Source organism: Nocardia sp. NPDC005978 (assembly GCF_040614455.1).
GTDB lineage: Bacteria > Actinomycetota > Actinomycetes > Mycobacteriales > Mycobacteriaceae > Nocardia.
Genome location: NZ_JBEXUS010000022.1, coordinates 56,890 through 74,411, shown reverse-complemented (window position 1 = coordinate 74,411; position 17,522 = coordinate 56,890). Strand labels below are relative to the sequence as shown.

The following is a 17,522-nucleotide window of genomic DNA, read 5'->3' as shown; positions in this document are numbered from 1 at the left end:
GGGCCCGGTGCGCGGCGGCGGGCCGGGTCCGACCCGCGCCGCCACGCCGCCGACATCGCCCGTTCACGAACGTCGCGCACAGTGGGGCGATGAGCGGCGAACACGGATTCGGTCAGACCGCGCGCGGCGTAGCGACCGTCGATGAACTCCTGGCGTTGCTGGCGGACTGCGCGGACGCGTGGGACATGCCCGACCGCAGTGGGGACCCGGTCGACATCCTCGACCACGACCGGCAGTGCGCCGAACTGTTGCGCGTGAGCTTCCCCGCCGACGCCGAACTCCAGGTCGCCGGGCTGGTGCACGACATCGGGCACGTGCTGGTGCCCGGGGACGACGCCGGGCACGGGCGGCACGGCGCGGACGCGGTGCGCGGACTCCTCGGGGATCGGGTGGCCCGGCTGGTGGAACTGCACGTCACCGCCAAGCGCTACCTCGCGGCCGCCGACCCGGCCCACGCCGCGGCGCTCTCGCCCTCGAGTCAGCGCACCCTGGTCGCCCAGGGCGGCCCCATGACCGCCGCGGAACGCCGGGCCTTCGAGTCCGACCCGGATTTCGAGGCGGCCCTGGCCCTGCGCCGCGCCGACGACGCGGGCAAGGTAGTCGGCCTGACCGTCCGGCCGCTCGGCGAGTGGCGACAGCTGATCGAGCGGGTCGCCGCGGCCGCGGAGTAATTCGGCGTCGAGTACACGGGCGTGCCAACCTCACCGCCGCGAGGCCCTGGCGGTGAGAGGCATAGGATCGATCTATGCCACTGTCGCCGCGGGTCCCGGATCTGGCCGCGCTCGAGCTGCTGCTGTCGGTGATCGAGCAGGGGAGTCTCGGGCGGGCGGCCAAGGCCCACGGCATCAGTCAGCCGTCGGCGAGCTCCCGCATCCGGTACCTGGAACAGCTCGTGGGCGTCCCGGTGCTGGAGCGAACCACCCTCGGCTCCCGCCCGACCGCGGCGGGCGCGCTGATCGCGGAATGGGCGCGCGAAGTGGTGGACGCGGCCGCCCGCCTGGACGCGGGCATAGACACCCTGCGCGGGCAGCGTGATTCGCGACTGCGGGTGGCGGCCAGCGCGACCATCGCCGAATACCTGTTCCCCAAATGGCTCGTGGCCCTGCGTTCGCGCGCGCCCGACACCTCGATCGCCCTGGTGTCGGGCAATTCCGCCGACGTCGGCCGAGCGGTGCTCGAGGGCCGCGCGGAGATCGGTTTCGTGGAGAGTCCGCAGGTCCCGGGCGATCTGGAGAGTCACACGGTGGCGCGCGACCGCCTGGTGGTGGTGGTCGCGCCGGGCCACCCGCTGGCGCGGCGCCCCACGCTCGGCGCCGCGGAACTGGCCCGGACCCCGCTCATCTACCGCGAGCCCGGCTCGGGCACCCGAATATCGTTCGAACAGGCCATGACCCGGGCCATCGGGGCGTGGAGTCCGGCCGTCGTGCTCGAGCTGTCCTCCACCACCGCCATCAAGACCGCCGTCGCCGAGGGCGTCGCCCCCGCGGTGCTCAGTTCCCTGGCGGTGGCCGGGGAACTGGCGGACGGCACCCTGGTCTCGCCCGAGGTGACGGGTCTGGATCTCGAGCGCACCCTGCGCGCGGTCTGGCCGCGCGGCCAGCGTCCCACCGGCCCGGCGCGCGATCTGTACGCGATCGCCGGCCGCCCGGCGTGAATCGCCTGCGGCTCAGCGTACTTCCAGCGCACCATTCCCATCAGTCTCATCCGTCACCCGTTCGCCGTCCTACCGTTTCCTCGCAGGGTTCGCAGCGTGAAGGCTCAAGTGCGCCAACAGGTCCCGCTGCCGCGACCTAGGGGTTATGGTCACGACATGGTGCGAACCGCCGTCGCCGCAGACTCGGACGAGCCAGACCGTCCCTCACCTGCACCGCGACCCCGTCTGGAGGTGGTGGCCGGTGTGCCCGAGCCGGAAACCCCTCAGCTACCCCCGCTCGGCCCGAATGTGCTGGCAGCGGCCGATATCGAACGGCTACCGGCCGGCGCCCGGCACCGCATAGCCGCCTTCGTCCATCTGCAGCTCGCGGAACTGGAAGAAATGCCTGATCCGCTGCCCCCGCGGCAGCCGGAGACCGGTAGCCCGTAGCCTCCTCGATACGGGGTACTTGCGAAGTTTGTGCAGACCGCCCGCGTATCGACGACGTTTCCTGGGATATTGCCGGATAGCTTGCCCGCGGACGAGCTGGCAGGGTGCTTGACATCACGTCGGGTCACCATCTGCATCGCGGAGCAACGCATATGAGTCTTTCGGCCGGCGGCGGCTTCGCCCGCGTCTCGGCACTGGTCTGTACCCTGCTGGCCTGCGGTGCGCACGCGGCGGCAAGCGTTCGGGCCGAGCCGGATTCGACCACCTGGTATGTCAGTGCGGCGGCTCCTATCGGCGGCGACGGGACCCGCGACGCGCCTTTCGGATCACTCGCGGCGGTGGAAACCGCTTCGCGAGCGGGGGACACCATCATGGTGCGCGCGGTCGCGCCCGATATCGCGCCGCTGGACGGCGGCATCGCACTCAAACCCGGCCAGCGGCTGCGCGGCGAGGGCCCGGCCGTCATCGGCGCCCCGGCGGGTACGGCCCTGCCCCGCATCACCAACACCACCGCCGCCAACGACGGCGACGCGGTCCGGCTGGCCGAGCGCACCGAGGTCGGCAATCTGGTGATCGCGGGAGCGCAGCGCGGCGGCGTCTACGGCCACGACGCCGTCGACACCGTGATCACCGGAAACGATGTCTCCCAGACCAATCGAAGCTGCGTGGACGGCTTCCTGATCGGCCCCTTCACCCTGCCGCCCGGCCTGCCGTTCGGCGTGGCCCTGCCGCCCGCGCCGGACTTCATCACCCTCGACAACGGCTGGGCCGCCATCATGACCGACTTCACCGCCGGCGCGGGATTCACCCGCATCGCGGGAAACAGCGTGCACGACACCGCCTGCGGCGACGGCATCGACGTGCGCGCGCACGGCACGAGCCGGGTGCACGCCGAGGTCACCGGAAACGACCTGCGCACCATCAACCTCGGGCCGGCGAACCTGTCGGTGCTGGCGCTCGGGGTGCAGGCCGGGGATTCCGCGCAGCTCACCGCGACGCTGAACGGCAACGCGCAGAGCGAGATCGCCTCGCCGGCGTCTTCCCTGCTCAACAAGATCGCGGACAGCGAAGGGGTCTTCATCAACGCCGAGGGCCGGGCGCGCATGGATGTCACCATCGACGACAATCGCTTCCGCGACGGCTACGGGAACTTCTCCGCCAACGGCCTCGAATACGTGAGCACCAACGGCTCACCCGTGAGCCGGGTGCGGGTCACCGACAGCAGTTTCGAGAACGTCACCGGCGACATCATCGAGAATTACAACCTCAGCACCGAGGGGGCGCAACAGTCGCTCACCCTGGAGAACGTGCGCGCGCACCATTCGGAGTTCCCGGCCGCCGTCCTCAATTCGCTGATCCCGGCCAACCTCGGAACCTGCCTGGTGACAACGAATTTCGGCCGGGATGCCCGCACCGAGCTGCACGTGACCGATTCCAGCTTCGGTGGCTGCAGCGCCGACGGCATCGGGCTCATCGCCTACACGCCGGCCGGAGGCGTTCCGGCCACGTCCGCGCTGACCTTCGATATCGGCGGCACCGTGATCGAGGGCGCCGCCGCGCACGGCATCAACATCATCAACGTCGGTGACACAGCGGTGCTGCGCGGCACCGTGGCGCGCACCAGCGTGAGCGGTGCGAACGGGAGTCTCATCCGTGTCGATAGCAACGGCGTCATCGCGGGCGCCGCACTGGAATTCGGTGCGGGAGAGTTGGACGGCAGCGCCCGGTCCTGCCTGGCCGAACCGCATCCCCGGGTGCGGGTGTCGGGGATCGCGGTGACCTGCGGCTCGTGAACTCAGCCGGTCTGGATCCCGGAGGCGATCTTGACCACGACCTGGTCCGTGGTCACCTCCTGGACGGTGACGTTCATGCCGTCGGCGGGCTGGGTCTCTCCGACCGGAACGCGGACTTCCTGCCCGGCGACCTTCAGCGTCACCGTATTGCCGTTCACGGCAACGAGTTCGGCGTCCACCCCCAGCACGCTGGCCTTGGCGTTCACGCCCCGGGTGAAGGTGATGGTGCAGCCGCTGATGGTGCAGTCCGACTTGCTGCCCGGCCCCTCGGCCGAGCAGGCGGACAGACCCAGCGGGACCAGCAGGGCGAACACGGGCACGGCCACCAACCGTCGAAAGCGCACAGCGTCAGTGTAGTGCGCGTTCGACGGTCATTCGTGCCGCTGGGCAGCGTTATTCAGCCGCGGTGCGTCACGCGCAATAGAAGCAGACCCCGTTGGCGGGCAGCTGGGTGAAGCAGTCCGAGCACACCGGTGCGCGCACGGGCTCGGGGTCGGGTTCCGGCACGGGGGCGGCGGCGGCCTTGCCCATTGTCATCCGGCGCTTGGCCGCGACCTTGGGGGTGAGCGGCGGTACCCCGCCGTCGGCCGGGATCTGCGCGCCGTAGAACTGGTAGCACTGCCACCGGGCGTAGGCGGCGTGCAATTCCAGGTCGTCCGGGATCGGCAGGCCCGCGAGTTCGAGCACGTACTTGTAGGCGTCGCCGACCGTATGGTTCTGCCGGACGCACAGCGCCGAGAGCGGCGGTTCGCCCGCGCTGTGGCAGCGCCGGGCCACTTTGCGCAGAATGGCGTCCATCCAGGTGCGGGTCGGGGCCTTGGTGTGCACGCCGGAGGTTTCCTGCACCCGCTCGGCCAGCTCGTTGACTGTGACGAAATGTCCGTACCCCGTTGCGGTTTCGGCCAATTCGGTGTGCGCGGCCAGCGCCCACGCAATTGTCGCCTCACGGAACGGCACCGCGGTGCCGTCGCCCGCCCGCCATGCTCCCGCCGTCATGGATACGGTCTCCTTCATCACCCGTCCAAGTTATCGCGCCGGGTACCGCGGACGCCAATGGACTCCCGAATTCTCGCGAGATTTGTCGCAAACCGACTGGTTCTCAGTGTGGATTCCCCTGTGCGGCAAGACGTTTTATCTCGCCGCGCCGGGTCGCGGCGATAGAATGAGCCACATTCCTCACTCGCGGCCACCGCGGTCGCGGTCGTTCCCGCGGCCGCGTTCGCCCCGGTCGTGGTGGGTTCGCGCCGATTCGCTCCAGCCCCCGGGCGGCTCGGACGCCGCTGCTAGCTGCCCGAGGGGGCCGATATGTACGCCAGCGAGAACATCGGCGGCAGTTGTGATTCGGGCAATCATGCGCCGGGGCGGGCATCGTGTTCCGGGCCACAACGCGGTGAGCGATTCGACCGGTTCGACGCCGTTGGCGACGGCGACGGCGATGCGTTCCGGCAATGGGCGGTGGTGGCGGTGGTCCTGCACGCCGGGGCGGTCGCGCTGCTGCCCATCGGCGTGGTCATGGCGGCCGATCTCGCACTGGCCGCCGACCAGGTGTGCGCCCGGCTGCCGGCGCCCACCGCGGTGGTGGGCACGCCCTACCTGGTCGCCTCGCCGTGCACGCCGGAGGTGCGGGCGGGGGATGTGGCCGGCGCCCGATCGCTCAGCTGGGTGAACCGCCCGCACTGGTGCGGGAGCTGGACCTCGACCGAATGGGTGCGGGCCTCGGGCGGGTTGCGCGTGCTGGATCCGGAGAGCTGGCGCGCGTCCGGGCAGCACTGAGAGGCCGGTGGCGGCCTCCCGCTGCTGCCCCGCTCGCTACTGATCCGCCTGCGGCAGATGTGCTTTGGCGTCGTCGTAGTCGCCGGACCGCGTCGGGCCGGGGCCGTAGATCAGGTGCAGCACACCGGTTTCGAAGGGCTGCGCGGAGATCAGTCGCAACGGAATCGACTCGCCCTCGGTGAACAGGCGCAGACCCGTGTTCACGACCAGGGGGTGTACCAGCAGGTGCAGTTCGTCGATGAGCCCGGCGGCCAGCAACTGGCGCACGATCGACGGCGAACCGCTCATGGCGATGTCGGTGGCCCCGGGCTGCGCCTTGAGCTCGCGTACGCCCTCGATCAGATCGCCCTTCAGCTGTTCGGAATTTCGCCAGGTGAAGTCCAGATCCTGATGCGAGACAACGATCTTGCGGGCATCGCCCAGGGCCGCGGCCATACCCGCGTCCGCCCCGCCCGCGGCCTCGCGATCCGGCCACGCGCCCGCGAAGCTGTCGTAGGTCACCCGGCCGATGAGCAGGGTGTCCGCGGTGGCCAGTTGGGCGCCGACGGCCGCGCCCATCTCGTCGTTGAAATACGGGAAATGCCAATCCTGGGGTTCGCCGATGACGCCGTCGAGGGAGATGAAGAGGCCGGCGGTGATCTTGCGCATCGAAATGCTCCTTGAAAGTCGAGGGGTGGGATGTGGGAAATCAGGCGGATACGAGGAATTCGCCCGCGGGCGGGGTCAGCATCGCGATGTTCGGATTGTGGCTCAGCTTCGGCAATTCCACGTGGCGCGCGTCGGGCAGCACCTCGGTAATGGCGCCGGCGGCGACGCGCAGCAGTTTGTCGCTCTTGCCGCCGGAAATGACCAGCGTCGGGACGGTCACGCCGGCCCAATCCGCCGCGCGCAGCGCCTCGCCGCGCATGTACGGCTCCATGACCGCCCAGCAGTGCGCGGTCGAATTCGCGGTGGCGAGCAGGTTCTTCCACATCGGGGTGAAGCGCATGACGGCGGTGAAGAATCGGGGAATCCCCATGGCGTTCGTCATGTAGAAATTCACCGTCTCGGCCCGCTTGTTCTCCTTGATGAGCGAGTGCAGCGTGGCCGCCAGTTCCGCACGGGGCACGAAGTTCTCGTGATTCACCACGAACGGCGGTTCGAATGCCACCACCTTGGTGATGCCGGGAATCCGGCCCGACGCCGCCGCCCGCAGCGCGAGTCCCGCGCCCGAGGACCAGCCGAACAGCGCGGCTCGGCCGCCGACGGCGCTCACCAGGGCGGCGAGGTCGGCGATCTCGTTGTCGGCGTCGTACACGCCCGGGGTGTCGGTGCTGTCGCCGCGCCCGCGGCGGTCGTAATTGACCACGGTCAGGCCGTAGTCGTCGGCCAGTCGCCGGGCCAGTTCCACCATTTTCGGGAACTCCCGGTAGCTGAAGGCCCCGCCGATCAGAATCACCGTTCCGGCCGTGCCGCCCTCGACGCGATCGAAAGCGATGGTGTTGCCCGCCGGAGTAACGATGGTCTCCATTGTCGGATGCCTTTCTTCGAATACCTGCGGCCAAAGTTGTTGTGCCGTCGGATGTTGAGACGGCGGCCGATTCCGGGATTCATCGGAAGGATTCGAAGTCGCGGCCGTGACCTGGGTCACATCGTTGGGTCGGATCGTTGGGTCAGTCGTTCGCGAGGTGATGGCGCAGCAGCACGGCGAGCTGGTTGCGGGCGTCGTCGAAGGGGTGGCTCGATTTCAGCGCTCGGGACTGCACGATCGCGCCCTCGATGACCGAGAGCAGCAGGCCCGAGAGCGAGCAGGCGGTGGCGCGGTCGATGCCGGCGTTCACCAGCCCGTCGGCCAGGCGGGCGGTCCATTCGGCGAAGGCCTGGCCCGCGGCGGACTGCACGGTCGGATCGAGTTCGTCCAGGGCCGCGGCCATCATGAAGGATCCGGCGCGATAGTCGCTGGACTCGAGCTCGAGCCGCCAGAAGGCGAGCAGGTCGTCGAGCCAGCGTTCGGGGGAGGTGGCGGTGGCCAGCGCGTCGGCCATCCGGCTGACGTGCGAGTACACGACCCGGGACACGATGCGCGCGGCCGCCTCGACGAGTTCCCCTTTGCCGGCCGGGAAGTGCTGGTAGAGCGAGTTTCGTGAGGCGTTGCTGCGCTTGAGCAGTTCACTGAGGCCCGCCGCGTGCACGCCGTGCTCCTGCACCGTCGCGATCGTGCTCGCGATCAGCCGAGCCCGCGGTCCCGCAGTCATGAATGGTCCTCCAACTTTTACCGTCAACCCTTGCTTGAACCGATCGGTTCATGTTAGACGTATCTCTGTGAACCGATCGGTTCATTCGGAGAGGAACCTCATGCCCGCCCACATCGCCACCGCAGCCCCGGTGACCCATGCCGCCACCCTCGGCCTGGGCGTCTATCGACCCCGCCGGGTAGTCCCCAATTCCGAGATCGTCGACCGCATCGACTCCTCGGACGAATGGATCCGAACCCGTTCCGGCATCGAGGCCCGGCACTGGGCCGATCCGGACGAGACCATCGTCTCCATGAGCACCGCCGCCGCGCGTGCTGCCCTCACCGCAGCGGGCATCACCGCCGAGCAGATCGACGCGGTCGTGCTCGCGACCTCCTCGCAGATGGTGCTCGGGCCCTCGGCGGGCGCGGTCGTCGCGACCGAACTCGGCATGCAGGACACCGCGGCCTACGACGTCTCCGCCGGCTGCGCGGGCTTCTGCTACGCCCTCGGCAACGCCGCGGCCCTGGTGCGCGCGGGGCAGGCGCGGTACGTGCTGGTCATCGGCGTGGAGCGGCTCTCGGACCTGCTCGACACCAGCGACCGGACCTGCGCGTTCATCTTCGCGGACGGCGCGGGCGCGGTCGTGGTGGGACCGTCCGAGACCGAGGGCATCGGACCGGTGGCCTGGGGTTCGGACGGCAGCCAGACCGCCGCCATCAAGCAGGACAAGGACTTCGCGCAGTACTTCGCCGAGGTGGCCGCCGCCGAGGCGAGCGGCGGGACCACGGTGCGGCCCTACATCCGGATGAACGGGACTGCGGTGTTCCGCTGGGCCGTCACCTTCCTGGAGAAGGCGTGCCGGGACGCGCTGGACAAGGCGGGCGTCTCCGTCGAGGATCTCGACGCCTTCGTGCCACACCAGGCCAACAGCCGCATCACCGACGCGCTGCTCCGCGCGCTGCACATGCCGGAGAGCATCGCGGTGGCCCGCGACATCGTGGAAACCGGAAACACCAGCGCCGCTTCGATTCCCATGGCGATGGAACAGTTGCTGCGCTCGGGTGCGGCCAAGCCCGGCGACACCGCGCTGCTGCTCGGCTTCGGCGCCGGGCTCGCCTACGCGGGTCAGGTCATCACCCTGCCCGCCATCTCCTGACCCGCGGCCGTACGCGGAACGGGCCCCGGTGCGAGGTGATCGCGCCGGGGCCCGGGGTGAATGTTTCGGTGTCGGAAGGTGTTTCGAGTTCAGTCCGGGCGGGCGTGCCTACCCCCGCCCAGCGGCGTCGCGACGATCGGCGCGAACAGCGGCTGCGCCCGTCCGGCTATGTCCGCCTCCGTGATTCGGGGCAACTCCGTGGTGGGACGATCGGCGCCGTGCCGCAGACTGTTGATGAAGGCATCAAGAGTTCCGTAGCGATTCAGAATCTCCGCCAGCAAGCGCTGGGCGTCGGGTCCCTGCATGGGTCGCAACGCTAGCCGTGAAAGTGCCGGTGATCGACGGTTGTGGTCGGTCTTGGCACGAAAAGTCAGTGGTCCAGCGGTATGTATTCGTGCCGGTCGCTTGGGCGTTTCGCGGCTCGAGTCACCGATGAGGTCCATGATGCGGACGTGGTGTCCGCGAACCGGCCCGAATTCGGGCGAATCCCCGGCTGTCCCCCGGGCGGCGCGGCGCTCAGTTCTTCTTGGGGACAAGAATTCCGGTCAGATCGGCGTTGCTGATCGGGGTGTCCGGGTTGGCCTGCGCTTCGCACATGAGGCCGATGGCGGTGATCGAGGCGTCGACGCTGTCCGGGCTCGGGTCCGAGGTGGAGCCGTCCTTCTCGAGGTACTTGCGCACCGTGATGCGCTGCTTGTCGCGCGACTGCTCGGTGAATTCGCTACAGGGGGTGTCCCCGCCCTTGTTCACGATCTCCTCCGCCTCGGTGCAGGCACCGAGCAGCAGTACCGCCAGCAGTCCGGACAACACCATGGGCGCCCGGCGGCGTCGCATTCGATGACTGTTCATGGCTCCGCATTTCCCCCGCGGCTCTCGATCAAACGCGGGGCATTCGCCCGAATAGCCCGGATTGGTTTGGGGCGGTACGGGTATTTCGGGTCCGATGAAGGAGGTCGGACCATGCTCGACACCGGCCCGATCGTCGCGGCCCGAGACTCGACCCGTGCGCGGCGCTGACGACAGCCCGGCCCGCGAGGACCGCGACGAGACCGAAATCGAACGGCTGGACCGCAATTGGAACAGCCTGATGCAGGAATTGCGGGTGGTGCAGACGGGGGTGCAACTGCTGACCGGGTTTCTGGTCACCCTGCCGTTCCAGAGTAGATTCGCGGATCTCTCCGAACCGTGGCGCGTGCTGTATCTGGTGGTCATGGCGGCCTCGCTGGCCGCGACGGTCTGTGTCACCGCGCCCGTCGCCGCACACCGAATCCTGTTCCGGCGGCATCGATTGCGCCGACGTGGTGCAGACCGCGCACCGCTACGCCATCGCGGGATTGTGCCTGCTCGGCATCACCCTCACCGGCGTCGCCGCGCTGATCTTCGACGCGGTCGCGGGTGCGGTCGCGGGTGTGGCGGCCGGGGTGTGTTTCGCGCTCATCTTCGCCGTCATCTGGATGGTGCGCCCGCTGTGGCAACGGCGTGCGCATCCGGCGGGACCGGCACGCGACGACGCCGGGGTCGCCGGATCCATCCGGGCCGGCCAGGCATGGTGCGGCCCGGTGCATTCGGTGAACAGTGCCGACGACCCGCGACGTTCCGCGCCGGGAACCCGAGACGGTCCGCCCTGATTCGGAGGGGCGCCGGGATCCGGCGGTCTCCGAGATCCGAAGGCGAAGTACCGCGAGGAATGGCGAGGGTGCGACATCGGTCCTGCGCGCGCACGACAACGGGCCCTGTCGCTCCGGGGGAGCGGCAGGGCCCGTCATGGGCGACCGGGGCGGGGCGTTCGCGCCCGTTCCGGGTCCTACTTGGCGCCGGCCGAACCCGTCAGCGCCTTGATGATGTCGGTGATCCCGCCCGGCAGCGCGGTGTTGCTCTCCGCGCGCCCCGGAACACCCACGGACAGCGTCGAAGTCGCGGTGCCCTGGGTAATGGTGATCTCGTACTTACCGTTGGCCGGCGGCGTCCACGGCACGTTCACCGAGCCGGCGCTGGGGGTGACGGCGCTGGCGACGACGGCCCCGTTGGCCGTGATGGTCACCGGGCTGGTCGCGTCCGCGCCCGACACCGTCACGACGATCCGGCAGGCGGTCGCCCCGACGACGCAGTCCTTGCCGGTCTCGGCCCCCTCGACCTTGGCGCCGGTCACCTGCGCCGACGCGGGCGCGGCCAGCAGCACGGGCGCCAATGCGGCGGTCAGCCCCACCGCGGCCAGGGTTCCGATCGAAAGTTTCGTCATATCTCCACTACTTCTTCCCGGTGACCAGGCGATCACTCGATCCGAAGAGTAGTGAAATGCCCTTGTTTCAACAAGGGTGAATTCCGAATATGCGAACTACTTCGCACCCTAACCGAATTGGCCTTTCCGTCACCCCGATTCGCCTATCCTGCGCGGTGCGCCCCTGCGATCCGCCCGTGGCGGTCCACGCGAGCCTTGCCCCAGGGGGTCTCCGCGCGCAGATCGCGCAGCGAGTAGTTCGTTACTTCTTCGCGGGCCGGCCGGAAATGATCTCGGGGTTCGGAATGGCGGGCGGAATTCGGTGAAGGGGTCGTTGCCGTATCGATGATTTGTCGGTATCGGGCTCGGGCGTGGCGCGCGGGGCCGGTGCGGTCCCGGGGCGGGGTGCGGACGCGGTGTGGGCAAGGTCGCATCGGGGGCGGAGGATTCGCGCGCGGATGGTGGCGTGCGGCGTGGCGGCTCGCCGGGGCGCGGGGGAAGGGCTGGCGCGCTTGCGGTTTGGTGGACGCGCGAGACGGGTACCTCTGAGCCTGGCTTGTGGGCACAGGTCAGAGGTCTCGGCGCCCCCGGCAGGAATCGAACCTGCGACCTAGGGATTAGAAGGCCCTTGCTCTATCCAACTGAGCTACGGAGGCAGCGCGGTGCATCGTGGGCGATGCGGCCACCAAACACCATTACCCATATCGGGCGCGGTGTCCAGCGCGTTGAGTATAGCGAGCGTCCAGATTAGGTAAGGGCGCTTAGCTAGCAACCGATCGGCGCGTCGGGCCGGTAGTGCAGACCGCAGGACCGTAAACCCCCGGGAAGTCCGGACCCCCGCTCCGAACTACCCTGAGCGTATGTCGTCACCGCAGGACTCGCCCGCAGCAGCTGAGGTTCAGGCGCATCGGTCGGGATCGGGGGTGACGTTCACGGTCATCACCGCGCTGGCCGGTGCGATGGCCGCGGTGGCGGCGGCGCTGGTGGTGGGGCTTTCGGCCTCGCAGGCCCTGAGTTTGCTGGGGATTCCCGACCCGGGACCGCTCACCACGTACGGTCTGCCCGCGGTCCGCGCGGTCGCCGATCTCGCCGCGGCGATAGCGGTCGGATCGCTGCTGTTCGCGGCGTTCTTCGTGCCGCCGCAGGCCAACGGGGTGCTCGACGTCGGCGGCTACCGGGCCTTGCGCCGCGCCGGGAACGCCGCGCTGGTGTGGGCCGGGTCCGCCGCGTTGCTGGTTCCGCTGACCCTGTCGGACACCACCGGGCAACCCTTCCTGGACTCCCTGCGCCCGGAATCGGTGTGGCGCGCGGCGAATCAGGTCGACGTGGCCGGATCGTGGCGCTACACCGTGTTCTTCGTGCTCGCCCTGGCCGTCGGCTGCCGCATCGCCCTGCGCTGGGGCTGGACCCCGGTGCTGCTCGTGCTCTCCATCGTCTCGCTGCTGCCGGTCGCGCTCACCGGGCACTCGTCCTCGGGCGGCGCGCACGACATCGCCACCAACAGCCTCATCCTGCACCTGCTGGCCGCCTGCTTCTGGGTCGGCGGGCTGTTCGCGGTCCTGGCCTACGCGCTGCGCGACGGCAAGTACACGGGCCTGGCCGCCCGGCGTTTCTCCAAGGTCGCCACGATCGCGTTCGTGGTCATCGCCATCAGCGGCGTGATCAACGCCTGGGTGCGGGTGCCGTTCGGCGAACTGTTCACCTCGACCTACGGCCGGCTGGTGCTGGCCAAGACCGCCGCCCTGCTGCTGCTCGGCCTGATCGGGCTCATGCAGCGCCGGCGCGCGCTGCCCGCCCTGGAACGCGACCCCGCCGATCGCGGCGCGCTGATCCGCTTCGCCGGCGTCGAGGCGCTGATCTTCGCGGCCACCTTCGGCATCGCGGTCGGCCTCGGCCGCACCCCGCCGCCGGATCTGCGCGTGGTGCCCACCCCGTCCGAGGTCGAGATCGGCTACAACCTGGCCGGTCCGCCCACCGCCGCGCGCCTGCTGTTCGACTGGCGCTTCGACCTGATCTTCGGCACCCTCGCGCTGGTGCTGGCCGTGCTCTACCTGCGCGGCGTCCTGCGCCTGCGCGCCCGGGGCGACGCCTGGCCGATCGGGCGGACCATCGCCTGGCTGTCCGGTTGCGCGGTGCTGTTGATCGGCACCAGCTCCGGCATCGGCCGCTACGCCCCGGCCATGTTCAGCGTGCACATGGGCCAGCACATGATGCTGTCGATGCTCGCGCCGATCCTGTTCGCCCTGGGCGGCCCGGTGCTGCTGGCCCTGCGCGCGCTGCCGCCCGCGGGCCGCGACGCCCCGCCCGGGCCCCGCGAGTGGATCATGGCCGGGGTGCACAATCCGGTGTCCCGCTTCATGACCCAGCCGGTGGTGGCCTCGGTCTTCTTCGTGGCCGGTTTCTACGTGCTCTATCTGGGCGGGGTGTTCGATCAGTTCGTCGGCTCGCACGGCGCGCATCTGCTGATGAACTTCCACTTCCTGCTCAGCGGGTACCTCTTCTACTGGGTGGTCATCGGCATCGACCCCAAACCGCGTCAGGTCGAGCCGCTGGCCAAGCTCGGCATGGTCTTCGGCTCGCTGCCCTTCCACGCCTTCTTCGGCATCGCGCTGATGAGCATGACCGCGGTGCTGGGCGGCTGGTTCTATCGCGGGCTGGGCCTGGACTGGAACAGCAACCTGCTCGACGATCAGCACACCGGCGGTAGCCTCGCGTGGGCCAGCGGTGAGATCCCGCTGGTGGTGGTGATGCTGGCGCTGCTCATCCAGTGGTCGCGCAGTGACAAGCGGCTGGCCACCCGGCTGGATCGCGCCGCCGAGCGTGACGACGACGCGGATCTGGCCGCGTACAACGCCATGTACGCCGAGCTGGCCCGTCGTGATCGAGAGGTTCGCAAGTGAGTGACTGCTGTCCCGCACCGCCCGACAGCCGGGCACGGAAGATCAAGCGGCTCTATCGATCCGATGTGCGCCGCGCGCGCAGGCTGCTGCTCGGGCACACCCGCAAGACGCCGGTGTTCCACACCGAGGTCCTGGGCCCGCGCGGTCCGATCCCGGTCACGCTGAAGCTCGAGCACCTGCAGCACGGCGGCACCTTCAAGGTGCGCGGCTGCCTCAACGCCCTGCTGCAATCGGACTCGCGCACCGGCAAGGTGGTGATCGCCTCCGGCGGCAACGCCGGGATCGCCGCGGCACTGGCCAGCGCGCTGCGCGGACTGTCCTGCACGGTGGTGGTGCCCGAATCCGCGCCGCACACCAAGGTCGCGGCCATGTGGTCGCACGGGGCCGAAGTGCTGTGGCACGGAACCACTTACGCCGAGGCGCACCGCTACGCCTGCAAACTCGCCGGTGAGCGCGGTGCGATGCAGCTGCACGCCTACGACCTGCCCGAGATAGTGGCGGGCGCGGGCGTGGTCGGACTGGAGATCGAGGAGCAGGTGCGCGGCAGACCGCCGGTGCTGGTCGCGGTCGGCGGCGGCGGACTGGTGGCCGGGATCGCGGTGGCGCTGGGCCTGCGCGGCCGCGTGATCGGCGTGGAGCCGCAGGGCGCGCCGACCCTGCACGCCGCGCTGGCCGCGGGCCGTCCGGTGGACGTCGACGTGTCGAGCGTGGCCTCGGACGCGCTGGGCGCGAACCGGATCGGCGCGATCGCCATGGAGGTCGCCCAGCGCTACCAGGTGCGCTCGCTGCTGGTCAGCGACGACGCCATCGTCATGGCCCGGGAGTACCTGTGGCGCGAATTCCGCATCGTGGTCGAGCCCGCCGGCGCGACGGCGCTGGCCGCCGTCCAGAGCGGGGTGTACGTCCCGGCGCCGGGGGAGCGCCCGGTCATCGTCCTGTGCGGCGCGAACACCGACCTCGCCACACTCTGATTCGTTCGTTGTCCACAAGCTCGCGGGTTGTCCACAATCTGACATAGCCGCTGGTGCGGCGGCGTGCCGGGGGTCACGCTGGAGGGGACAGCGAGACCGGCGAAACAGCGAGGGGGACAGCGATGTACGAGGCCAACACCACCGTGATCGGGCGGGTGGTCACGCATCCGGTGCGCAGGCAACTGCCCAGCGGCGAGCAGATGCTCAGTTTCCGGCTGGCCAGCACCACCCGCCGCTACGACGCCTCGCACAGCGCGTGGGTCGACGGCGGCACCCTCTACCTCACCGTCACCTGCTGGCGGCAGCGCTTCGCCGAGGGCGTCGAGGCGTCCCTGCAACGCGGCGATCCGATCATCGCCTACGGTCAACTGCGCTCGAACGAGTACACGACGCGGGACGGCGTGGAGCGCACCGACCTCGAGATGCGCGCCACCGCTCTCGGGCCCGACCTGGGCCGTTGCGTCGCTCCCGTCCAGCGCAAACACTTCGGCCACGCCGACCTTCCCGACCCGGCGTCACAGCCGCCCACCGATGCCGACCGCGCCGGAGAACCGGCAACTCAACACAGTTAGGCTTGCCCATATGGCTGAGTTCATTTACCAGATGACCAAGGTTCGAAAGGCGCATGGCGACAAGGTCGTGCTCGACAATGTGACCTTGAACTTCCTTCCCGGTGCCAAGATCGGTGTCGTCGGCCCGAACGGCGCGGGTAAGTCGAGCGTCCTGAAGATCATGGCCGGACTGGACCAGCCGAACAACGGCGATGCCTGGCTCGCGCCGGGCGCGACCGTCGGCATCCTCATGCAGGAGCCGGAGCTCAACGAGGAAAAGACCGTTCGCGGCAATGTCGAGGAGGGCCTCGGCGAGATCAAGGTGAAGCTGGATCGCTTCAACGAGATCGCCGAGCTCATGGCCACCGACTACTCCGATGAACTCATGGAGGAGATGGGCAAGCTCCAGGAGGAGCTCGACCACGCCGACGCATGGGATGTCGATTCCCAGCTCGAGCAGGCCATGGACGCACTGCGCTGCCCGCCGCCGGACGAGCCGGTCACCAACCTCTCCGGTGGTGAGCGCCGCCGCGTCGCGCTGTGCAAGCTGCTGCTGAGCCAGCCCGATCTGCTGCTGCTCGACGAGCCCACCAACCACCTCGACGCCGAATCGGTGCTGTGGCTGGAGCAGTTCCTGGCCAAGTACCCCGGCGCCGTCCTCGCGGTCACCCACGACCGGTACTTCCTGGACAACGTCGCCGAGTGGATCCTCGAGCTCGACCGCGGCCGCACCTTCCCCTACGAGGGCAACTACTCCACCTACCTGGAGAAGAAGGCCGAGCGCCTCGAGGTGCAGGGCAAGAAGGACCAGAAGCTGCAGAAGCGCCTCAAGGACGAGCTGGCCTGGGTCCGCTCCGGCGCCAAGGCACGGCAGGCCAAGAACAAGGCGCGCCTGGGTCGCTACGAGGAAATGGCCGCCGAGGCCGACAAGATGCGCAAGTTGGACTTCGAGGAGATTCAGATCCCCGCGGGTCCGCGCCTGGGCAGCATCGTGGTCGAGGTGAACAACCTGGACAAGGGCTTCGGCGATCGCCAGCTCATCAAGGATCTGTCGTTCACCCTGCCGCGCAACGGCATTGTCGGTGTCATCGGCCCGAACGGTGTGGGTAAGTCCACGCTGTTCAAGACCATCGTCGGGCTGGAGCAGGTCGACAGCGGCACGGTGAAGGTCGGCGACACGGTCAAGCTCAGCTACGTCGATCAGAACCGCGCCGGCATCGACCCGAACAAGAATGTGTGGCAGGTCGTCTCCGACGGTCTGGACTTCATCCAGGTCGGCAATCAGGAAATGCCTTCGCGCGCCTACGTTTCGGCGTTCGGCTTCAAGGGCCCGGATCAGCAGAAGCCGGCCGGGGTGCTCTCCGGTGGTGAGCGCAACCGCCTGAACCTCGCGCTGACCCTCAAGCAGGGCGGCAACCTGATCCTGCTCGACGAGCCCACCAACGACCTCGACGTCGAAACCCTGGGCTCGCTGGAGAACGCGCTGGAGAACTTCCCCGGCTGCGCCGTGGTCATCTCCCACGACCGGTGGTTCCTGGACCGCACCTGCACCCACATCCTGGCGTGGGAGGGTACCGACGACAATCCGGCGGCCTGGTTCTGGTTCGAGGGCAACTTCGAAGCCTACGAGGCCAACAAGATCGAGCGACTGGGCCAGGAGGCGGCGCGCCCGCATCGTGTCACCCATCGCAAGCTGACTCGCGGATAAGAATTCCGCGAAACGCTGCCCGCTGTTTGCCGGGGGCCACTCGTTGGCCCCCGGGTGAACGGCAATCGAAGAGCGAACTCGGCGTTCACGCGTTCGCCTTATTGCGTGAATTCTCTTTTGGTGCAAGGTTTGTCGTGTGCGACCTGGTAATTT

General features: G+C 69.1%; 18 protein-coding genes, 1 tRNA gene and 1 pseudogene. 11 read left to right on the top strand and 9 right to left on the bottom strand.

Annotated elements, in window-relative coordinates; all coding sequences use genetic code 11:
- Window positions 1–89: 89 nt before the first annotated feature.
- The 4 genes from ABZ319_RS13040 (at window position 90) to ABZ319_RS13025 (ending at window position 3,876) form a co-directional block, all read left to right on the top strand.
- A complete protein-coding gene (locus tag ABZ319_RS13040) occupies window positions 90–671 on the top strand; it encodes an HD domain-containing protein (RefSeq protein ID WP_354986579.1) in 582 nt (193 codons plus the stop codon).
- A gap of 74 nt (window positions 672–745) precedes the next feature.
- Window positions 746–1,654, top strand: a complete 909-nt coding sequence (locus ABZ319_RS13035) for a LysR family transcriptional regulator (protein WP_354986578.1) — start codon at window positions 746–748, stop codon at window positions 1,652–1,654.
- A 243-nt stretch (window positions 1,655–1,897) separates the two neighbouring features.
- A complete protein-coding gene (locus ABZ319_RS13030) occupies window positions 1,898–2,083 on the top strand; it encodes a hypothetical protein (protein ID WP_354986577.1) in 186 nt (61 codons plus the stop codon).
- 152 nt (window positions 2,084–2,235) lie between these two features.
- The gene (locus tag ABZ319_RS13025; protein ID WP_354986576.1) at window positions 2,236–3,876 is read left to right on the top strand and encodes a hypothetical protein; all 1,641 of its coding nucleotides are present in this window, start codon (window positions 2,236–2,238) and stop codon (window positions 3,874–3,876) included.
- A 2-nt stretch (window positions 3,877–3,878) separates the two neighbouring features.
- On the opposite strand, the gene ABZ319_RS13020 is transcribed toward ABZ319_RS13025, so the two are convergent.
- Entirely contained in the window at window positions 3,879–4,220 is a 342-nt protein-coding gene (locus tag ABZ319_RS13020; protein ID WP_354986575.1) for a hypothetical protein, read from the bottom strand.
- A gap of 67 nt (window positions 4,221–4,287) precedes the next feature.
- On the bottom strand, window positions 4,288–4,872 hold the full coding sequence (locus tag ABZ319_RS13015) for a hypothetical protein (RefSeq protein WP_354986574.1): 585 nt from the start codon (window positions 4,870–4,872) through the stop codon (window positions 4,288–4,290).
- Between the two features lie 309 nt (window positions 4,873–5,181).
- On the opposite strand from ABZ319_RS13015, the gene ABZ319_RS13010 reads away from it, so the two are divergent.
- Window positions 5,182–5,649, top strand: a complete 468-nt coding sequence (locus ABZ319_RS13010; protein ID WP_354986573.1) for a hypothetical protein — start codon at window positions 5,182–5,184, stop codon at window positions 5,647–5,649.
- Window positions 5,650–5,685: 36 nt separating this feature from the next.
- Here ABZ319_RS13010 and ABZ319_RS13005 read toward each other — a convergent pair whose 3' ends face one another.
- From ABZ319_RS13005 to ABZ319_RS12995, 3 genes are all read right to left on the bottom strand, one after another.
- Window positions 5,686–6,297 (bottom strand): dihydrofolate reductase family protein, encoded by a 612-nt coding sequence (locus ABZ319_RS13005; RefSeq protein WP_354986572.1) that lies wholly within the window; start codon window positions 6,295–6,297, stop codon window positions 5,686–5,688.
- Window positions 6,298–6,337: 40 nt separating this feature from the next.
- Window positions 6,338–7,159, bottom strand: a complete 822-nt coding sequence (locus ABZ319_RS13000) for an alpha/beta hydrolase (protein ID WP_354986571.1) — start codon at window positions 7,157–7,159, stop codon at window positions 6,338–6,340.
- 142 nt (window positions 7,160–7,301) lie between these two features.
- Window positions 7,302–7,883, bottom strand: a complete 582-nt coding sequence (locus ABZ319_RS12995) for a TetR/AcrR family transcriptional regulator (RefSeq protein WP_354986570.1) — start codon at window positions 7,881–7,883, stop codon at window positions 7,302–7,304.
- 100 nt (window positions 7,884–7,983) lie between these two features.
- Between ABZ319_RS12995 and ABZ319_RS12990 the strand changes: the two genes are divergently transcribed.
- Window positions 7,984–9,021, top strand: a complete 1,038-nt coding sequence (locus tag ABZ319_RS12990; RefSeq protein WP_354986569.1) for a beta-ketoacyl-ACP synthase III — start codon at window positions 7,984–7,986, stop codon at window positions 9,019–9,021.
- Between the two features lie 89 nt (window positions 9,022–9,110).
- Here ABZ319_RS12990 and ABZ319_RS12985 read toward each other — a convergent pair whose 3' ends face one another.
- Window positions 9,111–9,326 (bottom strand): hypothetical protein, encoded by a 216-nt coding sequence (locus ABZ319_RS12985; RefSeq protein WP_354986568.1) that lies wholly within the window; start codon window positions 9,324–9,326, stop codon window positions 9,111–9,113.
- A 211-nt stretch (window positions 9,327–9,537) separates the two neighbouring features.
- A complete protein-coding gene (locus tag ABZ319_RS12980) occupies window positions 9,538–9,855 on the bottom strand; it encodes a hypothetical protein (RefSeq protein WP_354986567.1) in 318 nt (105 codons plus the stop codon).
- A gap of 169 nt (window positions 9,856–10,024) precedes the next feature.
- Here ABZ319_RS12980 and ABZ319_RS12975 point away from each other — a divergent pair.
- Window positions 10,025–10,490, top strand: a pseudogene (locus ABZ319_RS12975) (DUF6328 family protein); the annotation flags it as partial.
- A gap of 335 nt (window positions 10,491–10,825) precedes the next feature.
- Here the strand turns inward: ABZ319_RS12975 and ABZ319_RS12970 are convergent.
- Together ABZ319_RS12970 and ABZ319_RS12965 are read right to left on the bottom strand one after the other, a co-directional pair.
- Entirely contained in the window at window positions 10,826–11,260 is a 435-nt protein-coding gene (locus tag ABZ319_RS12970; protein ID WP_354986566.1) for a hypothetical protein, read from the bottom strand.
- A 561-nt stretch (window positions 11,261–11,821) separates the two neighbouring features.
- Window positions 11,822–11,895 (bottom strand) — tRNA-Arg (locus tag ABZ319_RS12965).
- A gap of 204 nt (window positions 11,896–12,099) precedes the next feature.
- Between ABZ319_RS12965 and ABZ319_RS12960 the strand changes: the two genes are divergently transcribed.
- The 4 genes from ABZ319_RS12960 to ettA all read left to right on the top strand — a co-directional run bounded on the left by ABZ319_RS12960 (window position 12,100) and on the right by ettA (window position 17,369).
- Window positions 12,100–14,139, top strand: a complete 2,040-nt coding sequence (locus tag ABZ319_RS12960) for a cytochrome c oxidase assembly protein (protein ID WP_354986565.1) — start codon at window positions 12,100–12,102, stop codon at window positions 14,137–14,139.
- Window positions 14,136–15,110, top strand: coding sequence for a threonine/serine dehydratase (locus ABZ319_RS12955; protein WP_354986564.1), 975 nt, complete (start codon window positions 14,136–14,138; stop codon window positions 15,108–15,110). The genes ABZ319_RS12960 and ABZ319_RS12955 overlap by 4 nt, the downstream gene beginning before the upstream one ends.
- Before the next feature lie 122 nt (window positions 15,111–15,232).
- A complete protein-coding gene (locus tag ABZ319_RS12950) occupies window positions 15,233–15,682 on the top strand; it encodes a single-stranded DNA-binding protein (protein ID WP_354986563.1) in 450 nt (149 codons plus the stop codon).
- A gap of 10 nt (window positions 15,683–15,692) precedes the next feature.
- A complete protein-coding gene (gene ettA, locus ABZ319_RS12945) occupies window positions 15,693–17,369 on the top strand; it encodes an energy-dependent translational throttle protein EttA (RefSeq protein WP_354986562.1) in 1,677 nt (558 codons plus the stop codon).
- The last annotated feature ends 153 nt before the right edge of the window (window positions 17,370–17,522 follow it).

Bases quoted from the DNA above. Each gene is read 5' to 3' on its own strand.
- ABZ319_RS13010 (WP_354986573.1), top strand. From the start codon at position 5,182: ATGTACGCCAGCGAGAACATCGGCGGCAGTTGTGATTCGGGCAATCAT.
- ABZ319_RS13040 (WP_354986579.1), top strand. From the start codon at position 90: ATGAGCGGCGAACACGGATTCGGTCAGACCGCGCGCGGCGTAGCGACC.
- ABZ319_RS13015 (WP_354986574.1), bottom strand. From the start codon at position 4,872: ATGACGGCGGGAGCATGGCGGGCGGGCGACGGCACCGCGGTGCCGTTC.
- ABZ319_RS12950 (WP_354986563.1), top strand. From the start codon at position 15,233: ATGTACGAGGCCAACACCACCGTGATCGGGCGGGTGGTCACGCATCCG.
- ABZ319_RS12980 (WP_354986567.1), bottom strand. From the start codon at position 9,855: ATGCGACGCCGCCGGGCGCCCATGGTGTTGTCCGGACTGCTGGCGGTA.
- ABZ319_RS12985 (WP_354986568.1), bottom strand. From the start codon at position 9,326: ATGCAGGGACCCGACGCCCAGCGCTTGCTGGCGGAGATTCTGAATCGC.
- ABZ319_RS12995 (WP_354986570.1), bottom strand. From the start codon at position 7,883: ATGACTGCGGGACCGCGGGCTCGGCTGATCGCGAGCACGATCGCGACG.
- ABZ319_RS13025 (WP_354986576.1), top strand. From the start codon at position 2,236: ATGAGTCTTTCGGCCGGCGGCGGCTTCGCCCGCGTCTCGGCACTGGTC.
- ABZ319_RS12970 (WP_354986566.1), bottom strand. From the start codon at position 11,260: ATGACGAAACTTTCGATCGGAACCCTGGCCGCGGTGGGGCTGACCGCC.
- ettA (WP_354986562.1), top strand. From the start codon at position 15,693: ATGGCTGAGTTCATTTACCAGATGACCAAGGTTCGAAAGGCGCATGGC.
- ABZ319_RS13000 (WP_354986571.1), bottom strand. From the start codon at position 7,159: ATGGAGACCATCGTTACTCCGGCGGGCAACACCATCGCTTTCGATCGC.
- ABZ319_RS12960 (WP_354986565.1), top strand. From the start codon at position 12,100: ATGTCGTCACCGCAGGACTCGCCCGCAGCAGCTGAGGTTCAGGCGCAT.
- ABZ319_RS13035 (WP_354986578.1), top strand. From the start codon at position 746: ATGCCACTGTCGCCGCGGGTCCCGGATCTGGCCGCGCTCGAGCTGCTG.
- ABZ319_RS12990 (WP_354986569.1), top strand. From the start codon at position 7,984: ATGCCCGCCCACATCGCCACCGCAGCCCCGGTGACCCATGCCGCCACC.
- ABZ319_RS13005 (WP_354986572.1), bottom strand. From the start codon at position 6,297: ATGCGCAAGATCACCGCCGGCCTCTTCATCTCCCTCGACGGCGTCATC.